The organism is Glaciimonas sp. GNP009, assembly GCF_054343755.1.
Window position 1 is genome coordinate 4,100,766 of record NZ_JBTGUV010000004.1, and the last position, 17,030, is coordinate 4,117,795.

Annotated in this window: 19 protein-coding genes; all 19 read left to right on the forward strand. The window is 49.6% G+C overall.

The window, feature by feature from the left end; all coding sequences use genetic code 11:
• The first annotated feature begins 16 nt into the window (after positions 1-16).
• Entirely contained in the window at positions 17-196 is a 180-nt protein-coding gene (locus tag ACXX82_RS18970) for a Flp family type IVb pilin (RefSeq protein ID WP_458563479.1), read from the forward strand.
• A 67-nt stretch (positions 197-263) separates the two neighbouring features.
• Positions 264-791 carry an A24 family peptidase gene (locus tag ACXX82_RS18975; RefSeq protein ID WP_323507119.1) on the forward strand — a complete coding sequence of 176 codons (528 nt, stop codon included), beginning with the start codon at positions 264-266 and terminating at the stop codon, positions 789-791.
• A gap of 160 nt (positions 792-951) precedes the next feature.
• Complete coding sequence (locus ACXX82_RS18980) at positions 952-1,386, forward strand: TadE/TadG family type IV pilus assembly protein (RefSeq protein ID WP_323507121.1); 435 nt, start codon at positions 952-954, stop codon at positions 1,384-1,386.
• A gap of 80 nt (positions 1,387-1,466) precedes the next feature.
• Positions 1,467-2,501, forward strand: coding sequence for a Flp pilus assembly protein CpaB (gene cpaB / locus ACXX82_RS18985; protein WP_323507118.1), 1,035 nt, complete (start codon positions 1,467-1,469; stop codon positions 2,499-2,501).
• Positions 2,502-2,557: 56 nt separating this feature from the next.
• Positions 2,558-3,865, forward strand: a complete 1,308-nt coding sequence (locus ACXX82_RS18990) for a type II and III secretion system protein family protein (protein WP_458563480.1) — start codon at positions 2,558-2,560, stop codon at positions 3,863-3,865.
• Between the two features lie 23 nt (positions 3,866-3,888).
• Positions 3,889-5,199 carry a pilus assembly protein CpaE gene (locus tag ACXX82_RS18995; RefSeq protein WP_458563481.1) on the forward strand — a complete coding sequence of 437 codons (1,311 nt, stop codon included), beginning with the start codon at positions 3,889-3,891 and terminating at the stop codon, positions 5,197-5,199.
• A 94-nt stretch (positions 5,200-5,293) separates the two neighbouring features.
• Positions 5,294-6,643: a TadA family conjugal transfer-associated ATPase gene (locus ACXX82_RS19000; protein WP_458563482.1), complete on the forward strand. Its 1,350-nt coding sequence runs from the start codon at positions 5,294-5,296 to the stop codon at positions 6,641-6,643.
• A gap of 2 nt (positions 6,644-6,645) precedes the next feature.
• On the forward strand, positions 6,646-7,572 hold the full coding sequence (locus tag ACXX82_RS19005; protein ID WP_458563483.1) for a type II secretion system F family protein: 927 nt from the start codon (positions 6,646-6,648) through the stop codon (positions 7,570-7,572).
• A 27-nt stretch (positions 7,573-7,599) separates the two neighbouring features.
• The gene (locus ACXX82_RS19010; protein ID WP_458563484.1) at positions 7,600-8,556 is read left to right on the forward strand and encodes a type II secretion system F family protein; all 957 of its coding nucleotides are present in this window, start codon (positions 7,600-7,602) and stop codon (positions 8,554-8,556) included.
• A complete protein-coding gene (locus tag ACXX82_RS19015; RefSeq protein ID WP_323507112.1) occupies positions 8,553-9,419 on the forward strand; it encodes a tetratricopeptide repeat protein in 867 nt (288 codons plus the stop codon). Before ACXX82_RS19010 ends, ACXX82_RS19015 begins: the two co-directional genes overlap by 4 nt.
• A 94-nt stretch (positions 9,420-9,513) precedes the next feature.
• Positions 9,514-10,008 (forward strand): DUF3613 domain-containing protein, encoded by a 495-nt coding sequence (locus ACXX82_RS19020; protein WP_323507111.1) that lies wholly within the window; start codon positions 9,514-9,516, stop codon positions 10,006-10,008.
• A gap of 45 nt (positions 10,009-10,053) precedes the next feature.
• Entirely contained in the window at positions 10,054-11,793 is a 1,740-nt protein-coding gene (locus ACXX82_RS19025) for a pilus assembly protein TadG-related protein (RefSeq protein ID WP_458563485.1), read from the forward strand.
• 28 nt (positions 11,794-11,821) lie between these two features.
• Positions 11,822-12,148, forward strand: a complete 327-nt coding sequence (locus ACXX82_RS19030) for a DUF4282 domain-containing protein (RefSeq protein ID WP_322237369.1) — start codon at positions 11,822-11,824, stop codon at positions 12,146-12,148.
• 22 nt (positions 12,149-12,170) lie between these two features.
• Positions 12,171-13,538, forward strand: a complete 1,368-nt coding sequence (locus tag ACXX82_RS19035; protein WP_416186873.1) for a sigma 54-interacting transcriptional regulator — start codon at positions 12,171-12,173, stop codon at positions 13,536-13,538.
• A gap of 159 nt (positions 13,539-13,697) precedes the next feature.
• Entirely contained in the window at positions 13,698-14,441 is a 744-nt protein-coding gene (locus ACXX82_RS19040; protein WP_323507109.1) for a DUF2968 domain-containing protein, read from the forward strand.
• Between the two features lie 384 nt (positions 14,442-14,825).
• Positions 14,826-15,017, forward strand: coding sequence for a DUF1289 domain-containing protein (locus ACXX82_RS19045; protein WP_322237375.1), 192 nt, complete (start codon positions 14,826-14,828; stop codon positions 15,015-15,017).
• Positions 15,018-15,147: 130 nt separating this feature from the next.
• Positions 15,148-16,008, forward strand: a complete 861-nt coding sequence (locus ACXX82_RS19050) for a beta-ketoacyl synthase chain length factor (protein ID WP_458563486.1) — start codon at positions 15,148-15,150, stop codon at positions 16,006-16,008.
• Complete coding sequence (locus ACXX82_RS19055; RefSeq protein WP_322237382.1) at positions 16,001-16,783, forward strand: lysophospholipid acyltransferase family protein; 783 nt, start codon at positions 16,001-16,003, stop codon at positions 16,781-16,783. The genes ACXX82_RS19050 and ACXX82_RS19055 overlap by 8 nt, the downstream gene beginning before the upstream one ends.
• Positions 16,770-17,030 (forward strand): phosphopantetheine-binding protein, encoded by a 261-nt coding sequence (locus ACXX82_RS19060; protein WP_322237384.1) that lies wholly within the window; start codon positions 16,770-16,772, stop codon positions 17,028-17,030. Before ACXX82_RS19055 ends, ACXX82_RS19060 begins: the two co-directional genes overlap by 14 nt.

Sequence of the window (17,030 nt, forward strand, 5' to 3'; positions counted from 1 at the left end):
TTTTTAGGAGCGACAATTGAAAACCAAACTAATAAGATTTCTTCGTGATGAAGACGGCGTTACAGCAATAGAGTATGGACTGATTGCAGGCTTGGTTGCAATTGCAATTATTGCCGGTGCAACAGCAATCGGAACTGATTTAAAAGGCATTTTTAATGCTATCGGAACAAAACTTGGTTTAGTTAGTATTACCTAAAGAAGATGCCGCGCTAATAATTACTCAGTGCGGCATCCTTAAAAACCATCATTGACTAAAGTTAATAATGCCGAGTAGCAATATATGGTTACTAATGGTGTTTGTAGTATGGTGCGGCACGCTGTTTTTTTATGACACGTTAGTGCGTCGCGTACCAAATAAGTTGTTGATGTTGGCGATGGCCCTGCAGTTGGGCTTATTTGTTGTAACCGGACATGGATTGCTTGGTACTAGTCCAATGTATGGCTTAGTCGGTTTTGTAATAGGACTAGCGTTCTTCCTGCCGTTGTATGCGCTACGCGCGATGGCGGCTGGAGATGTTAAGTTTTTTGCCGTCATTGGATTGTTGCTCGGACCGGTGGCATTGCTGCCGGTTTTTTTAATAGGTTCGCTGCTGGCCGGACTTCATGCTTTGGTCTATACCGCATCAAAAGCGGGATCGTTACCCGATTTACAGACCGTTGCGATGCGACTTGAGCGATGGTCTTTTTATCAGCGAATATTGCAAGCGCGCGGTAATCGCGTTGGAATTCCTTATGCAGCCTATCTTGCAGTTGGCGCCGTGTGGATGTGCGTGTACCCCAAAGGTCTTTGAGTAGTGATCAGATTAGTTGATTAGTCTTTACTGCGGAAGAATCGTTGGGGTTGGACTGTGTGATGTACTGATATTAGGAGTGGGTATGAAGAGTGACTATGCCGGAGATCCCGGATATGCGCTTGCCAGATCGGGCGGCAAGAGTATCGTTACTCTAAAAATGCAACGGGGTACCGCCGCGATTGAATTTGCATTGGTTTTTCCAGTATTTTTTGTACTCCTATACGGCATTATTACTTATTGCCTCATTTTCGTTGCCCAACAATCGCTCACACTCGCTGCTGAAGAAGGCGCGCGCGCTGCATTGCGTTACGCAGTATCGCCTGCTGCGCGGGGGACAACCGCTTGCGCAGTTGCGACCCAGTCCGTGAGTTGGCTTGGTACCGCCAATATTGCTTGTGTCGCTTCTATAGCGCCTACCTGCTCAGCGCCGCCTGTCGCTCCGTGTGTGTCAGCCGGGTCCGCTTACCCGATCAAGGTTACGGTGACTTATCCGTATAGTGCTAAGCCATTGGTACCACTTTTATTGGGGTCGCTGATGAACGTCGCCGTGCCTGCTACCTTAGGGAGCTCGGCTACGGTTCAGATTGATTGAGCCAGCTAAGCTGGTTATTGTGCCTTCTCATTTAGCTTCCCAGATATTCCGGCCATTTTTATCTATACCGAGCACTTCCTATGAATCTGACAAAAATTATTGCGGCGATACTAGTAATTGGCGCGCTCATACTCGCATCCGTTGCCTGGTGGCTGGGAAGTCGTCCCGCGCTCGCACCGGTGGTGTCGGGCGCGGTCGCGAGCAATGCAACTGCCTATCCGGTGGTCGTGGCCGTGCGCAATCTGGAGGCTGGCAAAGCCATCACTATCGATGAAGTGCGGCTGGTAACATTGCCGCTCAATCCTGCGGGTGCTTACACGCAGGTGAGTGCAGTATTGGGCAAAGTGCCGATGACGGCCATCGGGACCGGTAATCTGATAACAGAATCTCTTCTTGCAAGCGGGTTGGCTTTGAAGTTGGCTGAGGGCGAGCGTGCAGTTGCGATCCCTGTGGACGAGGTTGTTGGTGCGGGCAATCGGATTCAGCCAGGTGATTACGTAGATGTATTTATGACGTTCAAACAAGGACAGGAACTAGAAAATAGCCAGTCGCGTTTGTTGCTGTCTCGCTTGCGTGTCCTGTCATATGGCGCGGCCGTCATAGGCAGCTTAGGTAGTACAGGTAGTACAGCTAGTACAGCAGACGGAGGCGCGAATGGTGAATCAACCCAGCAATCGAGTCAACAATCGACGGCTTCGCAGTCGGCACAGGCTGCGCAACAACCCGCCCGTACAGCGGTGTTAGCGACGCCGCTGGCAGATGTCAATCGGTTATCGCTGGCTATTCAAAGCGGAAAACTCATGCTCGCTTTACGTAATCCAACCGATGAAAAAATACCGGATCAGGCGTTGTTCGCACCCCTACCGGTTGTCATCAGCGGTAAAAATGGGTTGACGCACGACCAGATCGAAGCGCTTAGCACGCCTGATAATCAGGCGTTTGCCGGGATCGCCCTTACCGGCTTAGCGGCCGACACAAAGTCAACGTTAGCGCGTAGATCGGCTGCACCATCACCGGCCGCATCGAATCCAGCGCCCCGATCTCGCCGCTCTGAAAATACAGGAAATACCGTTGAGGTAATTCGTGGCGTCCATCGCGAGTCAGTCGCTTTTTAATCAGATGGCCTGTGTGATTGTTAGTATCCAGATCAATAATAAAGTAGATACAAGTTATGAAAATACTCACACTAATTTTACCTTTAGTGCTAACCGCAATTGTGCTCCCGCTGCTTTCAGCGGCGGCGACTAGAGACATTTCACTCGGCGTGCGCGAGCAGCAGAGTTTGAACGTGAATGGCACCCTTGAACGTATTTCTGTTGCCGATGCAGAAGTTGCTGATGTGTTGATGGTGCGCGGTTCCGGCGGGAAGAGCGGCAGCGTCATTCTGGCCGGTAAAAAACCTGGAAGCACGACCGTCACGGTCTGGTCAAAAGGTCTAGCGCCCACTATTTGGCGCGTCAAAGTATTAGGCGATCTGCAGGCAGCACTTGCAGGGAATGGCGGCGCTGATGTAAAAGTACGCGGTAACACTGCCGTCATCAGCGGACAAGCATCATCAATGCGGACGCATTCCAGTAGCGTTGCAGCAGCCACCGATGCGGTTGGCAAAGGGAAGGTTGTCGATCTGTCGACCATTGATAGCGGCGGCGTGGTGCAGATTGACGTCAAAATTGTCGAGTTTAGCAAGAAAGTATTAAAAGAAATCGGTTTCGATTTTTCTCTTGGCGTGACGCGCGGAAATTTCAATTTTCAATTGGGTAGTGATCTGGCTTCCAATGGTGGATTGTCGGCGACCTCATCGGCGTTCAGTTTACTTAGCTCTGTTTCTCATGGTAGCTATACCTTGAGCAATAAATTGCGATTGATCGAAGGGAATGGTCTCGCACGGGTTCTCGCTGAGCCTTCACTGACGGCCTTGTCGGGGCAAAGTGCCAGCTTTTTGGCTGGTGGAGAGTTGCCAATTCCGCAGGCCGGAGGATTGGGAACCACCACGATTGTTTATAAGCCATTCGGGATCGGTTTGACGGTGTCGCCAACCATTATTTCAAAAGACCGCATTGCGTTGAAAGTCGCACCGGAAGCCAGTGAAATTGACTATAGCAACGCCATCGTGTTGTCGGGTGTTTCGATTCCGGCGATTACAACGCGTCGTGCTGACACCACGGTTGAGCTCGGTGATGGAGAGAGTTTTATTATCGGCGGTCTGGTTTCTCGCACGACTAAATCGAGCGTTAACAAAATTCCTCTTCTCGGTGATTTGCCGATTATCGGAAGTTTTTTCCGGAATTTAAGTTATAGCCAGGACGAGAAAGAACTTGTAATTATCGTCACTCCTCATTTGGTCAAGGCGATCGCAAAGAATGTACCTTTGCCGTTACCTGGTGGCGAACAGGAGCGCCTTAATACTCCCGGCACTGCTTGGGGTAGCTATCTGTTAGGGAGCGCTGGCGCAGACGAAGTGCCCGGATTTTCGAAGTAAGGAGGGGATTTTTGGACTCCACAATGAACGCTCGTAACCCAGCCGCCAATAGCGTGACCGAATTAAGTCGCTTTGTGCTGTGCTCGGAAAATAATGAGCAAGCAGAATGGCTTGGCAATACACTCGGAAAGTGGGGAGCGTTATGGCAAGAGCGCTCCGATCTGGCCGTGCTTTTGCCACGAGTAATAGAACTCAATCCCCTACTCGTACTACTTGATTTTTCTGGACATGGCGCGCCGGAAGATCCTGCTTTTTTACGATCAGAGAATAGTGTCGGTGCGATTGCCCGAGCCGTCGAGTTGGCGCACGCATTAAAATTAGCTGCGCCAAATTTACCATTAGTGGCGATAGGGACGATGGCTTTTCCTGAAGGGGCAATTGCTGCCTGGCGGGCGGGCCTTAGTGACTTCATTGATATTACTGCACCATCGGATGAGGCGCGCGAGGTGGTCCAGCGTGTTTTATCTACGTCAGCGGCACTGATACCGGTGCCGATCAAACGGGGGCAACTGGTGACCTTGCTTGGGGCGCGCCCGGGAGTCGGTTCCAGCACGTTGGCGGTGCATCTTGCAGATATTTTTCAGCGTAGAGTCCAATCTCGCAGCGGTAGCAAGACCGGTGCGGTGGCCAGCCGGGTTGCGCTTCTTGATTTGGGATTGCCAGCCGGTGATGGCAAATTATATTTAAGCACGCACGGCAATTTTGACTTCGCGGAAGCGGTACGCAATCTTCGTCGTCTAGATGAGACGCTTGTCCATACTGCTTTAGCACGTAGCCCAGGTGGTGTTACGGTGATTTCATTACCTTTTAATCTAAGCGAAATGCGTACCGTGTCGCATCACGACGCGTTGGAATTGCTTGATCGGCTGCGTACCTATTTTGATGTACTTATTACCGATCTGGGTGGGTTCTCGAATCAGGAGTTCATTACCAATCTTACCGGTGCTTCCGATCATGTATGGCTGGTGACAGATCAAAGTGTTGGCGCCCTGGTTTCTCTTGCAGACACGTTGACCATTTTGGGAGAGCCTTTGCCAGGCGACAATAAAAGACAACTAGTGGTCAGCCGATATGACGAACGTTTCGGTATGGGCGCAATGCAGATTGCCGAGCGTTTCGGACTTCCATTATTGGCGGTATTGCCAGAGCGAACGCGGAAACTGCTATCCAGTGCGAATCGCGGAAAGCTCTTACACGAAGTAGCGCCGCAAGATAATTACGTAAAGGCAATCGAAGGCTTGGTTGATGAATTGATCGATCCTCTTGCCGACGCTCCACAGCGGCCAAGACAAGGCTTGGGGCGCTGGATACCCAAAATGCTGCAGCGAAAATAGGCGTGCTAAACAGTCTTTAAAGACCTGTTGGATGAAAGAACCTGATGATAAATACTAATGTAATAGCCGTAAATAATAGATGGGAGAGAAAGACGTGAGTAACCAGATAGAATTCGCGGACGACGACCAGGCTTTTTCCAGCACACAAGAATTTCAGGACATAAAGACTGCCGCCTACGATCACCTGCTGACCCGAATAGAGGAGTTAGGGGCAGAGTTTGGACGTTGGTCCCGTAGCGCGATTCAACAATTCGTCAATCTGGATGTTGATGGTTTTGTGCGCTTGCAGCGTATACCGTTAAACGAAAGCGAAGTCCGTCAGATATCGGACGCGTTGACCAAGGAACTGGCCGGGCTTGGACCGCTTGAGGATCTGTTGGCCGATGTCTCGGTCGAGGATATTCTGATCAATGGATATAACGATGTTTTCGTCTCGCGTAACGGCATTTTGCAGCGTGAGACTTTGCGCTTTACCGATAATGCGCATTTGTTACGGATCGTCCGACGCATCTTGGCCCCGTTAGGGCGTCGCCTGGATGAGTCTAATCCAATGGTTGATGCACGCTTGCCGGATGGTGGACGCCTGAACGTGGTGATTGAACCGTTGTCGGTGGACGGTCCGATGGTATCGATACGGAAATTTCGTAAAGAACCGTTGAAGCCCACCGATTTACTCGGCCTAGGCACGATGAACGAGGAGATCTACACACTGCTCGAAAATGCGGTGAAGGCGCGCTGCAATATTTTGGTCTCGGGCGGCACCAGTTCGGGGAAGACCTCTTTGCTAAATGCGCTGGCATTTTTTATTCCCGAAAACGAACGGGTCGTGACGGTGGAAGATACAGCTGAATTATGTCTGAACCATCCCCACGTCGTGCGCCTGGAGTCGCGTCTTGGTGGCTTTGAGGGCAGCGGTCTAGTGAGTATTCGTGATTTGATTCGTAACAGTCTGCGTATGCGGCCTGATCGGATTATTGTCGGCGAAGTACGCGGCGCTGAAGTGCTGGAAATGCTACAGGCAATGAATACCGGGCACGATGGGTCAATGGGTACTATCCATGCCAATTCTCCGCGTGAGTGTTTATACCGGATTGAGATGTTGGCAGGTTTTGCTGGCTTCCAGGGTAGTGAAACAAGTTTGCGGCGCCAGATTGCTGGTGCGCTCGATTTCATAGTGCAAATTGGTCGCCTGTCGAATGGTCGTCGTCGGATAGTTTCGGTCACTGAGGTCACTGGAGTGGGCGATAACATGATTACGCTACAAGAACTTTATCGTCACGAGAGCTTTATTGCACCGGATGGCGATGAGGCGGATCGTTGGGTCTCGCTGGGTATTTTTCCACACTCTCCAAAGTTACAACGTCAGCGGCAGTTGGGGCAGCAAACCGGCAAAAGCACTTCCAATCTCACTAGTCCCGGTAGTGGCTTGCCGGTAAGGCGCTAAATATGCATCTGACGCTCTGGCTGATCACCGTCGCGCTGTTATTGGCAGGCGCTGCTATCTGGTTGTGGCAACAAGCGGAGGGACGTTCGCGCCAAGACCTCAGCGCCGCGTTTGTGAATCAGCAAATCCAGGGAAGACAGCAAATTGCGGCAGCGGTGGCGATCACGCCGGAAGTCGCGCAACGGCATTTGCAAACAGAAGTATTGCGGCATTTTTTGTTACGCGCAGGAATACAGAGTTCTTCGAGAAAACTGTTCATTCAGATAACCATACCCGGATTGGCGTTGGCCATACTCGCGATGGTGCTTGGTGGATTTTTTTCCTTCGTGGGAACGCTGATGCTGTATGTGCTTTTGGTACGATTTAATTTTTGGCGCAGGACAGCCAAGTTACAGCGCACGATGATCCGGCAATTGCCGGGATTTCTGGATACGTTAGTGCGTCTGGTGACCATCGGAAATAGTATTGGCTCCGCATTTCAAACGGCGATTGTGAGCGCTGATGGCCCCATTCGAGTGGTGTTGGACCGTGCGAATTGGCAAGTCCAGGCAGGCGTCGATCTTGAGTACGCCTTGCGCAAGGAAGCCCAGATTTTTCGCTTTAAGGAATTGGAACTGGTGGCGACGGTGATTGGTGTCGCTGGTCGTTTTGGCGGCAGATCGGATCAGGTGCTTGACCGGATGGCAGCGTTTATGCGCGATCTGGAGCATGCACAGAATGAGTTGTCTGCATTGTCAACCGAGATCCGGTTATCGGCATGGATTATGGGCATCATGCCTGTCGGTATTGGTATTTTTCTGGTGATATTTAATAACGATATGTTTGTCGGAATGTGGCATGACCCGGTCGGAAAGAAAATGTTAATTGGTGCGGTATTGCTGCAAATAACAGGTGGATTTTGGCTGTATCGATTAGCCAAATCCATGTGAACGCTGCAAGGAAATAAGGGGATAACGTTGAGCACTACACAACATACATTGATTTTTCTGGCGGTCTTACTGATCGCAGTTGCGCTGTTCCTCATTGGCGGAGCAATGTTTGGGCGTGTGTGGCGGCTTAAGCAAAATCTGAGCACGATTGATCAGAAGATCGCTGCACAAAACCGCGCTGCGAGCGGATTGTCGGTCGAACGGGAATCTCTTCCGTGGCGAGATCGAATCGTGGCGCTTTCCGCCGAATGGGTTGATACGCCGTTTGGCCGGCAATTGGTTGCAGAGGAAGATCGGCATCTTTTAGATCAATGCGGTGTCAACGACAAGCAAGGTCAGGCACTATTTTTTGCGGCGCGGGTTGTGTTGGCAATTCTTTTGCCCCTAATCGGTTATGGTTTATTGGAGAACGGAAGCTGGTGGCGTTTGTTGCTGATTGTTTTTTTTGGTCTGGCAATCGGTTACATGTTACCAAAGTGGGTCATGCAACGGGTCGCGCAAGAGCGCCGTCGTAAGGCGGCAGAAGAGTTGCCACTGTTAATCGATCTGCTCCGATTACTGCAAGGTGTTGGCTTGTCGGTTGATCAGAGCCTGCATGTCATCGAAACCGAGTTCAGCAATGTGCTCAATATTCTGGGCGATGAAATTGCGATTGCTGCGAGTCAGTATCGAGCCGGTCGCACGCGGGAACAATCCATGCGGCGCTTTTCAACCGTATTTGATAATGCGGATTTGCAATCGGTTGGTCGTCTGATTGTTCAGGTTGAGCATCATGGCGGTGCAGTTCAGGAACCGCTCAAGCTGTTTAGTGAGCGTATTCGGGAGCAACGTAAATTGGATATGAAAGAGCGCGTCGGCAAAGTCACGATCAAGATGACCGGGGTGATGGTACTGACGCTGCTGCCTGGATTGCTAGTGATTACCGGCGGAGTCGGTTTTCTGGCAGTAATCCGTGCTTTGACAAAAATGTCGGGAAATTTATGAAAATCCAATCTGATTCGTTATCTAGTGTTGATCGGCAAGGTCTATTGGCATTTTTTATATGTCCTTTATTTGTATTGGTCATGAGTGTTTCAGGTTGTGCTACTGATTCTGCGGCCCGTCTTTATGCACAACAGAACGAAGCCGCACAATTGCGCCAGGAAGCAGAAAATAAACCAGCCAAACCAGATAACAAAGGGATGTACATTGGCCTGATCCGACAGATGCAGACCGAGGGTTTGTACTTTGCGTCGCTGGCGCACATCGATGCTTACGAACAGCAATATGGAAAAGCGGCTGATGTGGAGCGCCTGCGCGCTGACGCATTAAGAGAGACGAGGCAAGGCGAGGTTGCTGAAGTGACCTATCGCGAATTGTTAAAAACCCCTGAAGCGGCTGCAGCCTGGCATGGTTTGGGGTTATTGGCCGCTCAAAACGGCAATTATGCGGCCGCTGTGCCGTTGTTTATGGCAGCGTCAAAACTTGAGCCAATTAATCCCATTATGTTGAGCGATCTCGGCTATGCCTATCTGCGTAGCGGCGATACCAGTAATGCGCGCGTGCCGCTGGCGCAAGCTGCTGAATTGGCTCCGGATAATCGGAAGATCATCGCTAACCTAGCGTTGCTTTTGCTCGTATCTGGTGATAGTAGCAAGGCCCGTTCAGTGATGGAACGCGCTAAATTGTCGCCCGACAGTCGCACTAAAATCACTAAATTGGCTGAGCAGATTAAAAATACGCGGCCACCGGTAGCCGCAAGTATTCCCCAGCGTCCCGCGCCAGCGGTTCGTCCTGTAGCGGTGGTGCCGATGGGGCCGACGAACCGATTTCAGACGATGCTGGATCGTTTTAATAGCGGTAGTTAACCCTTTGCCGGATGGGCGTCTTAACGCTTAACCGCGTGGAACCATCACTAATATTGACACTTTACTTGTCGGCTATACCAACAAAAGGCAAAAAATGAGAATCTCCCAACTTTCTAGCAACAATCCCAGCCTGACACGGAATGGGGTGTTATTCCTTTTACTTGCCATGGTCTTTTTGCCTGTCTTGCATGCGCAGACCAATGCGCCGGTAACCGGTCGGATGGTGCAGTCTGGCGGAAAGACTGCGCCAATCGTACCGGCACAAACAAGTGCCGTGGAAACAACTGGAGCGACCATCAATTCGCCTGCACCGAATCCGCAAGTCGCGGCTGATGCATCCTTGGCGGCAGCACCAGTATCCACGCAGCCTGAATTAGCCTCAGGCCCGGAGCCAGAACCCTCCAGAACAAGAGTCGGCGATGTCACACGTTCGCTATTGCAGGCGCAGGTGGATGGACGTGTTGCTGGTTCGCAGCTTCCGATGCTGGGCGTGACCGCTGAGGCCAGTTGGGAGCGTTACATGAATAGTTTCACGCATCCGTTACCTGAATTTTTTGAGGCAAAAGTCGCCAAAAGTACGACAAACTAATTTTTATAGCATCCAGATATTTTAACGATCCGACGTCACTATTCCATGGTTATATTTTTTGATCCGACTTTTGTTCACGTTCCATACCGCTGGTCGCCAGCGCGGGCGGTTGGTGGCGTGCGCAGGCAGCAAGGCGGGATCGTGATAATGGCCGCCATTTTCTTGTCTATTTTTGTCATTTTATTGTCCGCATTAGATATCGGTTATCTGTTTTTCCAGAAGCGCGATTTACAAAAGGTCGCAGATTTGGCGGCACTCGCCGGTGTTCAGGCACTTTCTGATTCGGGTCTTAGCTGCAATGCCGCGAGTCTGGCAGCCAATGCGAATGCGCAGTCTAATAATTTTTCCCTACTCGCCCCAAATACTTCGTCCAACGCTATTGTATTAACTTGTGGTCGTTGGGATCCCCAGACCACACCGGCCTTAACAACTGTGCAGACGTATGAAGCGCCCTTATCGAAAAATTTCGGCACGCCTAAATCCGGTATTAATCCAAATGCGATCGAAGTGCTTGTTTCTTCTAAGGTCAAAGGATTTTTTGGTCTGGGCACGCAGTCTGTGGTCGCACAAGCGGTTGCGACGCAATCGAATCCGGTCGCTGCGTTTTCTTTAGGTACCGGTTTGCTGTCGTTATGTAGCGGAAGTAGCGCGCTGTTGGCACCGCTTATCAATGGACTGCTCGGGAGCAATGTTTGCCTGAGTGCCGTAACGTATAACGGACTAGTCAATACGCAAGTCTCCTTGTTACAAGTGTTGAAAAATCTAAACTTGAATGTCGGAAATTTGAACGACGTGTTAAACGCCCAGGTATCTTTGGCGCAGTTAGTTAATGCATCGGTCCAAGCGCTTTCTCCAGCGCAAGCGGCCAGCATAACGGTGAGTGATCTCGCTGCGCTAACGACCGGTACTTTGGGCGGATCGCTGTTGACAATCGGTAAGATTTTAAACATCAGTGCGGCGGATGGCGTTTCAGCACTGAATACGCAAATTAACGTGTTGGATTTGTTAAACGTAGGGACTTTGCAAGTCGCTAATAGCCAACATTTTATTAATCTTGGTACGAATGTCGACCTGGGCGCACTAGGAAAAGTGGGAATTAAGTTAGAGTTGATTCAACCACCGCAAATAGCTATTGGTGGTGTCGGTCCGCCTGCGACATTCGCTACTTCGGCCCAAATGCGACTCGCTATAAACGTGCAGGCTTTGACGATCATTCCAGGAAAATCGGCGGTCAATCTTCCACTCTATGTTGACCTTGCTTATGGCAAAGCGACCCTTACAAGCGTGCAGTGCAAGGCTCCTCAAAGCGCCACTTTTTCGGTGCAGCCGGGGGTGGCGCAAGTATGTATGGCAAATGGACAGACTGATGCGAGCGCACCAAATTCATGTCCTTCAATATCAAATCAGGCAAATCGGGTGGACGTTATTCCAGGACTGATTAATCTGGGTATCAACGCGCAGGTGGCAAACCAGCAGCCGACTACTGTGACCTTAAATGCACCTTTTCCAAGTAGCGTCATCGTTGGTTCTTCTTTGAGCAGCATATTGGGAAACGTCATTCAACCGGGAACATTTCAGGTGGGTCTCGACATTCTTGATCCTTTGGGTTTGTTGAGTGGGCTTTTGACGGTGGTGCTGAGTGGTTTAGGAGGACTGTTAAATCCTATTTTGTCTGCTGTTGGTGGTTTGCTTGACACTACTTTTTCGCTGCTCGGGTTGGGTGTTGGACAAAATACACTGAAGTTGTCCTCTGTCACGTGTGGCAATTTGCTGCTGGTTTATTAAGAACGTTATATTAAAAAATGGGAATGCAGTGACAACAAAAAAAGGGTATTCAAAGCTATCTCTGCTGTTTGGTTTTGAACATTTGATTGCGCCGTATTTAATCAAGTTTATTTATCGCGCAGGCATAGCGGTGATCGTCATCGGGGGTTTGTTGAGTTGCTTCAATAGCGGCGGGTCGAGTGGCGGTGTCGGGCGGGTGTCACTTGCGCTGGGCGGGACCTTGTTGTCGCTGTTGTTGTGGCGTGTGATGAGTGAGTTATGGATATTGGCATTTAATATTTATGAGCGGCTCGGTGACATCAAAGATTTGTTGAGAGTGCAAAATAATGCATCAAAAATTGGCAGTAAAGAGTAAGGATGGATGAGCGTAAATGAAAATAGAAAACAAACTATTACCAGAAAGCCTGGACATCTATGTGTGGGAAGGTACGTCGGATATTGCCGATCGAATCGCGCATTGTCTTAGTAGCTTTGATGTCCAGGTGATTCGCTCAGATGGTTTGACCATCTCGCGCGATCTGGTGTCGTTGCGCCCATCGATTGCTGTGATGTCGGTGACGGTAATTGACCGTGGAGAGTTTTCTGCTGAGGCTTGGCAAAAAGCGCATTGCATGCCGGTGATTTGGGTTGCAGATGTGGTGCGGACAGCTAACCCACGTGTTTATCCGACCGAGTATTCGCACATTTTGATGCGTGATTTTACTTGTGCTGAGTTGCGCATGCTGGTGTTCCGACTGGCAGCAGAAATGCACGCCAGCAACGAGCCGGATCGTAAGTTGCAGCCATTGATAGCGCAATCCGACTGTATGCAAGCGCTGGTCGCTGAAGCTGAGGCATTTGCCGATTGTGAGTCGAGTGTCCTGATCATGGGCGAGACCGGCGTTGGTAAGGAGCGCATTGCGCAGTTACTGCATCAGCGTCATGGCCGGTATCGGCAAGGCCCGTTTGTTGCAGTCAATTGCGGAGCGATTCCCGATGGTTTATTTGAATCGCTATTTTTTGGCCATGCAAAAGGTGCGTTTACTGGCGCTTTATTGGCGCACAAAGGGTATTTTGAGCAGGCCGATGGCGGCACGCTTTTCCTTGATGAAATTGGCGATTTACCGTTGTATCAACAGGTTAAACTATTACGCGTATTGGAGCAAAGTACGGTTACGAGACTAGGTTCCCAAACCGAAATCAAGTTGGATTTTAGGCTTGTGGCAGCGACCAACCGCAATTTGCGGGAACAGGTTCAGCAGGATATGTTTCGCGCCGATTTATATTACAGGCTGGCTGTTATCGAGTTGCGCGTGCCGAATCTGGAAGAGCGTGGAAGTGTCGATAAAATCGCCATATTTAGCGCACTGCTGGCTCAGACTTATGACGAAATTCCGCCGTCCCCGGATTGGTTACTTGAAATGGTCGCAACCTCAAGCTTCGCCGGAAATGTGCGCGAGTTGCGAAATGTCGCGGAACGGATAGGGATCATTTATCGTCAGTTAGGAAGTTGGGACAGGATACGCATCGACCGCGTATTTGCGATGCTGGGATCGTTGGCGCGGACCAATGAGGGCACTGATCTGTTGATGGTACGTAAAAAGGGCGAGTTGGCGGAACGGAATCGTATTCTGGCAGCCCTGGATGCAAATGGGTGGCGACGTCAGGATACTGCGCACGCTATCGGTATCAGCCGCAAAGTATTGTGGGAAAAGATGCGTAAATTCCAGATTGCGGATACTGAGGCAATTGGTGAAATTGAATAATGGATGCGCTACTAAAAAATGCAATGAATACCGCTAAAAAATCATTGTACAAAAGTGGACATAAATTAAAAAGTAAAGCTTAAAAGCAATAAAATTCACGCGGCAATCATCATTGCTGAAAAGAAACAATTAACAATAAACAATGACAGGGAAACAGGGATGAACCTAAATGTGTGTGAAGTAATGGGTCGATGTGTTGGCGGTGCGGCAAGTGGGCTGAGCATTGTGGCGGTTATTGCCGCACTGTCCACCAATGTAATGGCGCAGTCGGCGTCTCGCCCTCAGGGCGCAACGACGTCGCCTAATACTATGACGTCAGCAGCTGGCTCAACGGCGGCGGCACCAACGATTGATACTGCGAACAGCACTATCGGCGAATTGCAGCAACTAATGCAGGGCCAGGGTATTAGTGAGTTGCGTACTACTTATAATGGCAATTACGGCTCCAGTCTTTTATTTAAGTCTGATAACCGCACTTATTATGTGGCTTTATTTCAACAAAAAAACTTTTGGAGAGTAGTTAAAACGACCTCCGAAGTCCAGGCAGAGCAGACCTATAAGAGTTTTGTGGGGCAAACGGAAAAACTGGCAGAGGTAGATATTCGTCGAATTAAGCTTGAGGCTGATAAGCAATATACGGAGCAATTAATTTCAGGGCAGGAAAACCGGTTGTTGGCACTTCAAAATGATTTAGCTGTTCAACGTCAGCAAGAGAAAACAGTTTCTGCGCAGCAAGATCAAGCGCGTCAACAAGCTCTGGCGTTAAATAATAAGCAACAAACGGCGCGTAACGAGTTAATGGTTCTGCGGAATCGTATTCGTGCGCTGGAAGCACAGCAAACGGTGATCGATGGAGGCAATATGGCTAATGAAAAAAGTGATGCAAAATCAGGGAAAAAGTAGGCTCTTAGTTAATCTGTAAATCAGTCACGGGCGCTTAATCGTTGGCGCACATGCCAGTTTAGTATGAGCAAGGTCAGCATTATTAACGCAGAATGCCTGCGAAAGATGCTGACCTTTTTCGTTTACGTGTCAAGTACCGAACGCCTGAATGTTGATTTAATTCAGCTTTTGACCGACATGTGACTTAACCGAGCTTTCTGTGAGATACCGCGGACGCGGACTGTTATAGAATTGTGTCCTCAGTGAAGTAGTTTTCAATATTGATTTTTCGCCATTATATTTTCTTGCAAAATATGCGGGGTCAGGTCACGGAAACAAAGCATACAACTGATACACCATGACACTATATTAATTATAAGTTTAATATCTACTAGTAAGGTTCGCATGTCAGAGTCTCGCCCGGAACGTCCCGATACGCCTTGTGTTGCAGTTTGTTCCACCACTTTTGATGACGTATGTCGTGGGTGTGGGCGCACTGTTAACGAAGTCGCACACTGGGTTTTTATGAATGATGAAGAGAAAACAGCCGTTTGGGAACGTATCACTGCCGAAGGTTATCCAAAGCGAAGAGGCTAATCGATTGAAATGACATATTCAGGCTCTATTCAGGTGCAGAAGTTAAAGACGATTACTTAAGTAATCGTCGATTTAACTCCGTTCGAATAGGTTGCTGTTTATAATATTGGGTCTGGAACGGCGTTGGAATATGATGAAAATGAGTCGCGACCGCGCAATCAATGGGGTTCAATTTTCAATCGCAGCGCATGCAGCATGGGCACCGGGTCTAGAAACCGACGCTGAGTGGCGCGAATGGGCGCAACGTTGCCCCCTGATTCAGGGTGACACCGAGCCTCCGGTTTTATCCATGCCAGCGATGCTGCGTCGACGCGCCGGATCTGTCGGCAGGATGGCGCTTGAAGTAGCATATCTCTGCCTACAAGGGCGATCCGACGTTGCTACAGTGTTTTGTTCGCGGCACGGCGAGTGCGCACGTTCGGTAGAACTGTTGCAAGATCTGGTGCGAGAGGTGCCGCTATCTCCGACTTCCTTTAGTTTGTCGGTGCACAACGCGACCGCTGGTTTGCTGTCGATTGCGCGACACGATCAGGCAAGTCATAGCGCTCTATCTGCAGGTAATAGCGGCGTCGAGCATGCGGTGATTGAGGCTTGCGGATTGCTAGCTGACGGTGCGCCGGAAGTATTGTTGGTGGTCTACGATGGTCTGTTACCGGATGAGTTCGGTGAATTCAAGGATTGCGAAGATCAGCCCTTTGCCTGGGCTTGGTTAATTCAACCGACCGTGCAGCGTGGCGCTGATACGATATTTCTTACTTGGGAATCTGCGGCTAGTCATAGTCTTAGTACGCATAGTGGGCGTAATGCGGAAAATACCGACATCACTAAGTTGGTGATGGCGAAGGTTCCTCAGCCAGCTGGTCTGGATATATTGGCATTTCAATTACGACAAGATCACGAGTTGATTCGGTTGGTTGACAACCGCCGCTGGTCTTGGCGATACAGTGTCGACCAGGAGCAACGGCGAATCGCGATGGTGACCAGTGAATAGAATTGTCAAACGCGTGAACCATTTTTGGCGCGTTGCTGCAACCGGCTTAAGTTTTCTGGTGTTTGGTGTAGTTGGATTGTTGATGGGATTGATCTTTTTTCCCTTGATGAATAGTTTCGTCAAGAAGCCGGAATCAAGCGCATCGGTAGCGCGCAAGATTATACGCGTGATGTTTCGGACTTTTATAAGGTTGTTGCGCATATTAGGCGTTTTGCGTTATGAAATTAGTGGGCTGGAGCGACTACAACGGCAAGGTTTGCTGATCTTGGCAAATCATCCAACTTTGATGGATACCGTGTTCCTGATGGCCTTTGTAAAGGATGCCGATTGCGTGCTCAAAAGCCAACTCTGGGAGAACAACTTTATCAGAGGATCAGCGCGTGCCGCCGGTTATATACGAAATGATACCGGTACGGGTTTATTGTCTGACGGTATCGCCTCTTTGCGGAGCGGGAGCAATTTGATTATTTTTCCAGAGGGAACGCGGACAGACGGTTCTATTGCCTTCAAACGTGGTGCTGCAAATATTGCTGTACGCAGTTTGTCGAACGTGACACCGGTCGTCATTCGTTGTTCGCCACCGACTCTCGGAAAAGGAGAAAAATGGTGGCAAGTACCATCAGCCATGGCACATTTCAGTATTGCGGTAAAAGAAGATATCGACGTCCAACCCTTTGTTGAGACGGCGGGAAGTGAAACGTTGGCTGCAAGGCATTTAACTGCTTATTTACAGAATTATTTTATAAAAGAAAGTCAATGTGATGGAGCAGCTTGAAAACGAGGTAAAGCAAGTCATTATCGATGTATTGCAACTTGAAGATATTACAACCGCAGACATTGATACGAATGCGCCATTGTTTGGTGAAGGACTTGGACTAGACTCGATCGATGCACTCGAACTTGGGGTTGCCATCCAGAAGCGTTACGGTATTTCATTATCAGCAGATTCGGCGGAAACGCGTAACCATTTTGCTTCGGTACGCGCATTAGCCGCGATGATTGCCAGCAACAGAAAAAAATGA

Bases quoted from the DNA above. Each gene is read 5' to 3' on its own strand.
- ACXX82_RS18975 (WP_323507119.1), top strand. From the start codon at position 264: ATGCCGAGTAGCAATATATGGTTACTAATGGTGTTTGTAGTATGGTGC.
- ACXX82_RS18980 (WP_323507121.1), top strand. From the start codon at position 952: ATGCAACGGGGTACCGCCGCGATTGAATTTGCATTGGTTTTTCCAGTA.
- cpaB (WP_323507118.1), top strand. From the start codon at position 1,467: ATGAATCTGACAAAAATTATTGCGGCGATACTAGTAATTGGCGCGCTC.
- ACXX82_RS18990 (WP_458563480.1), top strand. From the start codon at position 2,558: ATGAAAATACTCACACTAATTTTACCTTTAGTGCTAACCGCAATTGTG.
- ACXX82_RS18995 (WP_458563481.1), top strand. From the start codon at position 3,889: ATGAACGCTCGTAACCCAGCCGCCAATAGCGTGACCGAATTAAGTCGC.
- ACXX82_RS19005 (WP_458563483.1), top strand. From the start codon at position 6,646: ATGCATCTGACGCTCTGGCTGATCACCGTCGCGCTGTTATTGGCAGGC.
- ACXX82_RS19015 (WP_323507112.1), top strand. From the start codon at position 8,553: ATGAAAATCCAATCTGATTCGTTATCTAGTGTTGATCGGCAAGGTCTA.
- ACXX82_RS19020 (WP_323507111.1), top strand. From the start codon at position 9,514: ATGAGAATCTCCCAACTTTCTAGCAACAATCCCAGCCTGACACGGAAT.
- ACXX82_RS19025 (WP_458563485.1), top strand. From the start codon at position 10,054: ATGGTTATATTTTTTGATCCGACTTTTGTTCACGTTCCATACCGCTGG.
- ACXX82_RS19040 (WP_323507109.1), top strand. From the start codon at position 13,698: ATGAACCTAAATGTGTGTGAAGTAATGGGTCGATGTGTTGGCGGTGCG.
- ACXX82_RS19045 (WP_322237375.1), top strand. From the start codon at position 14,826: ATGTCAGAGTCTCGCCCGGAACGTCCCGATACGCCTTGTGTTGCAGTT.
- ACXX82_RS19050 (WP_458563486.1), top strand. From the start codon at position 15,148: ATGATGAAAATGAGTCGCGACCGCGCAATCAATGGGGTTCAATTTTCA.
- ACXX82_RS19060 (WP_322237384.1), top strand. From the start codon at position 16,770: ATGGAGCAGCTTGAAAACGAGGTAAAGCAAGTCATTATCGATGTATTG.